At 72.0% G+C, this 6,761-nt stretch carries 5 protein-coding genes; all 5 read right to left on the bottom strand.

Translation table 11 applies throughout. The annotated features are described in order from the left end of the window. Positions 1 to 86: 86 nt before the first annotated feature. Positions 87 to 1,217 carry a phosphate ABC transporter substrate-binding protein PstS gene (gene pstS, locus ACFWPI_RS36695; RefSeq protein WP_380380164.1) on the bottom strand — a complete coding sequence of 377 codons (1,131 nt, stop codon included), beginning with the start codon at positions 1,215 to 1,217 and terminating at the stop codon, positions 87 to 89. A 268-nt stretch (positions 1,218 to 1,485) separates the two neighbouring features. After that, positions 1,486 to 1,983, bottom strand: a complete 498-nt coding sequence (locus tag ACFWPI_RS36700) for an NUDIX hydrolase (RefSeq protein WP_380380172.1) — start codon at positions 1,981 to 1,983, stop codon at positions 1,486 to 1,488. Positions 1,984 to 1,996: 13 nt separating this feature from the next. Next, entirely contained in the window at positions 1,997 to 3,085 is a 1,089-nt protein-coding gene (locus ACFWPI_RS36705) for a CHAD domain-containing protein (protein ID WP_380341817.1), read from the bottom strand. 103 nt (positions 3,086 to 3,188) lie between these two features. Then, a complete protein-coding gene (locus tag ACFWPI_RS36710; RefSeq protein ID WP_380341897.1) occupies positions 3,189 to 5,366 on the bottom strand; it encodes an RNA degradosome polyphosphate kinase in 2,178 nt (725 codons plus the stop codon). 320 nt (positions 5,367 to 5,686) lie between these two features. Continuing rightward, on the bottom strand, positions 5,687 to 6,649 hold the full coding sequence (gene mshD, locus ACFWPI_RS36715; protein ID WP_380380161.1) for a mycothiol synthase: 963 nt from the start codon (positions 6,647 to 6,649) through the stop codon (positions 5,687 to 5,689). Between the last annotated feature and the right edge of the window lie 112 nt (positions 6,650 to 6,761).

A 6,761-nucleotide genomic window follows, 5' to 3' on the forward strand; every position in this document is an offset into this window, starting at 1 on the left:
GACGTTCGTGCTGGGTCGGTGCGTTCCGGTGGGACGACCCCGGCCCCCCTCGCTCACGGGGCCGTCCCACCGGTGCTCCTGTCGGGTCAGGCCAGGGAGGAGACGGCGGCCTTGACCTTGTCGCTGATGGCGGCGGGGAGCGGGACGTAGCCCTTGTCGCCGATCGCCTTCTGCGCGGCGTCGCTGACGGCGTAGGTCAGGAAGGACTTGAGGTTCTCGAGGTTCTCCGGCTTGTTGCCCTTGTCGCAGGCGATCTCGTAGGTCACCAGGATGATCGGGTAGGCGTTGTCGGCCTTGGTCCCGTAGTCCAGGGAGAGGGCGAGGTCGCCGTCGGTGCCCACGACGGTGGAGGAGGCGAAGGTGAGGGCGGCGTTGGCCGCGGTCGCCTCGACGGGCTTGGCCGCACCGGTGGCGATCTTGGCGCTCTTGAGGTTGTTGCTCTGCGCGTAGGACAGCTCGGCGTAGCCGATGGAGTTCTTGACCTGCTTGATCTGCGCGGAGACGCCGGCGCTGCCCTGGGCGGACTGGCCGCCCTTGCCCTTCCACGCCTTCTCCGGCGCCGCGGTCCAGGCGCCACCGGAGGTCTTGGCGAAGTAGGAGGTGAGGTTGTAGGAGGTCCCGGAGTCGTCCGAACGGTGGACGGTCTGGATCTCGGCGTCCGGCAGCTGCACGCCCGGGTTCAGGGCGGCGATCGCCGGGTCGTTCCACTTGGTGATCTGCGAGTCGAAGATCTTGGCGGAGGTCGGGCCGTCCAGGACCAGGTTGTCGACGTTGTCGACGTTGTAGACCAGCGAGACGAGACCCGCGACCAGCGGCAGGTCGATCGCCTTGCCGCCGGTGCAGACCGTCTTGGAGGTGTCGACGTCGGCGGGCTTGAGCGCGAAGTCGGTGCCGGCGAAGGCGACCTTGCCCTGGTTGAACTGCTGGACACCGGCGCCGGAGCCGCCACCGCTGTAGTTGACGGTGGTGCCGGAGCAGGACGCGCCGTAGGTGGTCTTCCACACGTCGATCGCGTTGGCCTGAGCCGTCGAGCCCGCAGCGAGCAGCGTCCCGCCCTTGCCACAGTTGACCGCGGCGGCCGAAGCGGAGCCGCTGGAGCCACCGGCGGCCTTGGCACCGTTGTCGTCCGAGCCGCAGGCAGCGAGCGACAGCGAGCTGACGAGCGCCATGGCACCGATGGCGAGGGCCTTGGAGCGGCCGTTCCGCTGGAGCTTCACAGGGGTGTCCCTTTCTGTGGCATTGCCCGTCGCGCGGGCCGTGCGAGGACGGCGGAGCGCGGGTTCTGCTGTGGTCCGGGGCCCGTTCGGCCCTCCGGTAAACCCGAAGTTAGGCCGGGTAGGTGACACGACAGCCGGTCACAAGTGAACGGAGAGTGAACCTCGAAAGGATGACAGGAAACTACGTCAGGTAGTCACGGTTGCGTCACGGCAAGGGCGCGACGAGATCACTTCCACCGTTCCTTCACCGAAGGTGACCGTTCGCCCTTCACCGATGGTGACCGCTCGCCCGTACGGGCTTCGCACCCAGGATCGCCAGCAGGGCGTCGACCAGCAACCGGTCGCGGTCGTGCGTCAACCGGGCGCGGGCCTTCCCGGCGGGCAGCCACTCCAGCCGGTCCACCTCGCGGTTCGGCCGGAACGCCCCGCTCGACGGCACCGCCGCCCAGTAGCGCACCTCCTTCGGCCGGCCCTGCGCCAGGTAGTGCTGGGCCGGCAGCTCCGGACCGAGCAGGCAGGCGAACCCGGTCTCCTCGCGCACCTCGCGCAGCGCCGCCGCGACGACCCCCTCCCCCGGGTCGAGCTTGCCCTTCGGCAGGCTCCAGTCGTCGTACTTGGGCCGGTGGATCACCGCGATCCGCGGCCGCCCCAGCCGGCCGCTCTTCTTCGGCCGGCCCGGCAGCCACAGCACCGCGCCCGCCGCCAGGATCACCCGGGCGTGCCCCGCCCCGGTCGCGGCCGCGTCCGCTGCCGGCCCGGTGCTCAGGCGATCGCGCAATTCAGGCCGTCCGTGGTGCGGGGGAATGCCCCCAGCCCTCGGCAGGGGGGAGGTCCGGCCAGCCGTCCGGGCCGGGCGGGAGGTCGGGCCACCGGCGGCCGAAGGCGTACCGCGCCGCCTCCACCTCCAGTCGCTGATCAGCATGCACCACGCCCAGCACGTAGGCGGTCGCCGGGGTGATCCGCGGGGTCCGCGCGGCGGTGGCCGCGGTGACCGCGGCGTCCGCCGCCTCCTGGTGCCGGCCCAGCACCCCGTCCAGCTCGTCCAGTTCGGCGGACCCGCGACCGCACACCTCCAGCGCGTACCGGGCCCGCTTCACCAGGATCCGCGTCCGTGCCCACGGCGCGTCGTCGGCCGCCAGCGCCGTGTCCGCGTCCACCGCGCCGCGCGCCGCCGGGACGGCGCCCAGCCGGCGCAGCCCGTCGCCGCCGTACGGCGTGGCGGCCCGGTGCAGCGGCAGCTGCTGGGCGCTCGCCGACAGCGCCGTGAACGCGGCGGCCGCCTGCGGCAGCAGCACAGCCTGCGCCCGGCCGCCCGCCGACTCCAGCAGCGGGGCATCGCCGACCAGCAGCGTCATCCGGTCCGCCAGCGCGTGCAGCCGGGCCGACCGGAGCTCCTGGAGCACCGAGGAGTGCGCCCTGGTCCGGGCCAGGGTCAGCTGCCGGTCCAGCAGCGCCCGCGCCTTGGGCGCCCCGACGTGCCCGGCCAGCATGCCCGTCCCGTCCGGATCGCTGCCGCTCAGCGAGTCCAGCGCGCCCAGCAGCCGGGCCGAGCGACGGACGTAACCGGGCTCCAGCGCCAGCAGGTTGAGCAGCCAGCGCAGCTCGGTGCGCGACTCCTGGGCCCAGGCCTGCTCGAAGACGGAGCCGAAGGTGTGCAGCAGCCCGCCGATCCGCCGGACCGCCCGCAGCAGGTCGGCGGTACCGGCCGCCGGGACGACCGCGGCCGTCCCCGGTCTGGCGCCGACCTCGCCCACCGTCAGCGGCAGGGCGCGCAGGAACGCGCCGGCCTGGGCGGTGAGGTGGCTGGAGAGGATGTCCCCGGCGGTCGTGGTGGCGGCCGCCTGGGCCGTCATCGGCGCATCGGTCATGGCGTGGTAGATCCCCGTTCCCCCGGGTTCGTCCCCCCGGGGCTGGTGGCCGACCGCTGGAACCGGTCCCCTGCGGTTCCAGCGGCTCGCATCAGTGGTCGCGTCAGCGCGAGGCGGCGGCCCGGCGGCGCAGGCGCGAGTCGATCAGCAGATCCTGGACGTGCCGCAGCGGCCGGCCCTCGGCGTCCTGCGAGTGGCGGGTCCACGTGCCGTCCTGCCCCAGGTGCCAGGACTCGGTCTCGTCCGACATCCCGAGGTCGATCAGGCCGGACAGCTCGGCCCGGTGGGCCGGGTCGGTGATCCGCATCAGCGCCTCGATCCGGCGGTCCAGGTTGCGGTGCATCATGTCGGCGCTGCCGATCCAGACCTCCGGATCGCTGTTGTTGCCGAACACGAAGACCCGGGAGTGCTCCAGGAAGCGGCCCAGGATGCTGCGGACCCGGACGTTCTCGCTCAGCCCCGGCACGCCCGGCCGGATCGCACAGATCCCGCGCACCCAGACGTCGACCGGCACGCCGGCCTGCGAGGCCCGGTACAGCGCGTCGATCACGGCCTCGTCGACGATCGAGTTGACCTTGAGCTTCACGTACGCCGGCCGGCCGGCCCGGTGGTGGGCGATCTCGTTGTGGATCCGGGAGACCAGCCCGTCGCGCAGGCCGCGCGGGGCGGTCAGCAGGCGGCGGTAGGACTCCCGGCGCGAGTAACCGGACAGCCGGTTGAAGAGGTCCGAGAGGTCGGCGCCGACCTGCGGGTCCGAGGTCAGCAGCCCCAGGTCCTCGTACAGCCGGGCGGTCTTCGGGTGGTAGTTGCCGGTGCCGACGTGCGAGTAGCGGCGCAGGGTGTCACCCTCCTGCCGGACCACCAGCGACAGCTTGCAGTGCGTCTTCAGCCCGACCAGGCCGTAGACCACGTGGCAGCCGGCCTCCTCCAGCTTGCGGGCCCACTTGATGTTGGCCTGCTCGTCGAAGCGCGCCTTGATCTCGACCAGGACCAGCACCTGCTTGCCCGACTCCGCCGCGTCTATCAGCGCGTCCACGATCGGCGAGTCGCCGGAGGTGCGGTACAGCGTCTGCTTGATCGCCAGGACGTCCGGGTCGGCGGCGGCCTGCTCCAGGAAGGCCTGCACCGAGGTGGAGAAACTGTCGTACGGGTGGTGCAGCAGGACGTCCCGCTCGCGCATCGCGGCGAAGATGTCCGGCTGGGACGCCGACTCGACGTCCGTCAGCCCGCGGGCGGTGCCCGCCACGAACTTCGGGTACTTCAGCTCCGGGCGGTCCAGTTCGGCGATCCCGAACAGACCGGTCAGGTCGAGCGGACCGGGCAGCGGGAAGACCTCCGCCTCGGTGATGTTCAGCTCCCGCACCAGCAGGTCCAGGATGTAGGGATCGATCGACTCCTCGACCTCCAGCCGCACCGGCGGGCCGAAACGCCGCCGCATCAGCTCCTTCTCCAGGGCCTTGAGGATGTTCTCGGTGTCGTCCTCCTCCACCTCCAGGTCCTCGTTGCGGGTCACCCGGAAGGCGTGGTGGGCGAGCACCTCCATGCCCGGGAACAGCTCCTCCAGGTGCGCGCCCATCACGTCCTCCAGCGGGACGTAACGCTGCGGCGAGGCCTCCAGGAAGCGGGCCAGCGACTGCGGCACCTTCACCCGGGCGAAGTGCTTGTGCCCCGACACCGGGTTGCGCACCACCACGGCCAGGTTGAGCGAGAGCCCCGATATGTACGGGAAGGGGTGCGCCGGATCGACCGCCAGCGGGGTGAGGACCGGGAAGATCTTCTGCCGGAACAGGGTGTGCAGCCGGGCCTGCTCCTTCTCGGCCAGCTCCGGCCAGCGGACCACCTCGATGCCCTCGGTGGCGAGGTCCGGCAGCACCTCCTGCTGGAAGGCGGCGGCGTGCCGCGCCATCAGCTCGCGCGAGCGGGTCCAGATCAGGTCCAGCACCTCGCGCGGCTGGAGGCCGGACGCGCTGCGCTGGGCGACGCCCGTCGCGATCCGGCGCTTCAGCCCGGCCACCCGGACCATGAAGAACTCGTCCAGGTTGCTCGCGAAGATGGCGAGGAACTTGGCCCGCTCCAGCAGCGGGATCCCTGGGTCCTCGGCCAGTTCCAGGACCCGCTCGTTGAACGCCAGCCAACTGCGCTCGCGGTCCAGGAAGCGGCCCTGCGGCAGTGCGTCGAACTCCTGCTCGTCCTCGGCCGGCAGCTCGGGCGGTATCCCCAGCGCACCGGACATCCTGGCCGGCGGGGACAGCGAGGCAGAGACGGGGCGGGGGATGCTCATGGGCTCCAGCTCCTCCAGCAGCAGGACGTCGTCCGGACGCGAATGGCTCTGCGGGCCGTCGTCCTCGCCCAGGGCCAACGCCCACCCGCCGGGCGCGGTCCGTACAGGGCCGGCCGGCACGTGGCGGTCGACTCTGCACGAGCGAGACACTACGGACTTCATCCTGTGATCTTCGCGGCAGCAATTGAATCCACGGTAAACACCGCATGGCCAGGAGGAAAGCTGAGTCGGTCGGGGCAAGGGCCGGTGACGTCCGACCCCTTGCCCCGGACCGCCCGGAGCCGCTAGGCCCTGCCCGGTCCTGTAGGTCCTGTCCGGTCCTAGGCCGCCTGGTCCGCGCGGTACTGGACGCGGTACATGAGGTCCACCTCATGGATGGTGAACCCCAGTCGTTCATATACCCGCACCGCGGCCGGATTGTCGGCGTCGACGTAGAGCAGGACCGTCTCCAGTCCGCGCCCGCCGGCGTCCGAACCGGTCAGGTGACGCAGACCGGCAGCGGTCAGGGCACGGCCGAGACCGCTGCCCTGCTCGGCCGGGTCCACCCCGACCACGTAGACCTCGCCGAGCGCCGGCTCGGTGGCGGTGGCCGGGTGCACCTTCGTCCAGTGGAAGCCGACCACCTTGCCGCCCCGGGTGGCGAGGAAGAAACCGGCCGGATCGAACCAGGGCTCGGCCAGCCGCTCGGCCAGGTCCCGCTCCGTCCAGGAGCCCTGCTCCGGGTGGTGGGCGAAGGCCAGCGCGTTCAACCGCAGCCACTCGGCGTCGTCCTCGCCGGGGCGGAAGGTCCGGAGCTCGACGCCCTCGGGGACGGCGACGGCCTCGGTCTGCGCCCCGGTGCGGCGCATCTGCCGCAGCTCGCGGACCAGCTCGGCCCCGTACCGGCCGGCCAGGTGCCGGGCCGCCGGGTGACCGCCGTGCACCCAGAAGTCCACCGCGTCGCGGCCGGCCCGGTGGGCCTGTGCCAGCACCGCGTCCACCAGCGGCCGGGCCAGGCCGCGGCCGCGGGCGGCCGGGTCGACCACCAGCTCGGCGGCGGGGTTGGCGGCGGAGCCCTCCTGGACTTCGAGCTGTCCGTAACCGACGGCGGCGGCGTTCTCACTCTCGATGAAGTGGCTCACGCCGGGGCGCGGCGTATCCGAGGAACGCAGCCGAAGCCGGCCCTGCTCGGACACGGCAGCCCGGCCGTCCACCGCCTGGGCGTCCGCCAGAACGCGCAGGGCGCCGTCGCGCTGCTCGGGGCGGAGCACACTGTTCGCAATGACCGCTGTCTGATCGTCCATGCTCCGACGATACGTCACCGGAAATGCAAAGAACCCCCATCCGGTTTCCCGGATGGGGGTTCTCTGTGAATGATTGTTCGGCGGCGTCCTACTCTCCCACAGGGTCCCCCCT

It is taken from the genome of Kitasatospora sp. NPDC058492 (assembly GCF_042720685.1).
In the GTDB taxonomy this organism is placed as follows: Bacteria; Actinomycetota; Actinomycetes; order Streptomycetales; family Streptomycetaceae; genus Kitasatospora.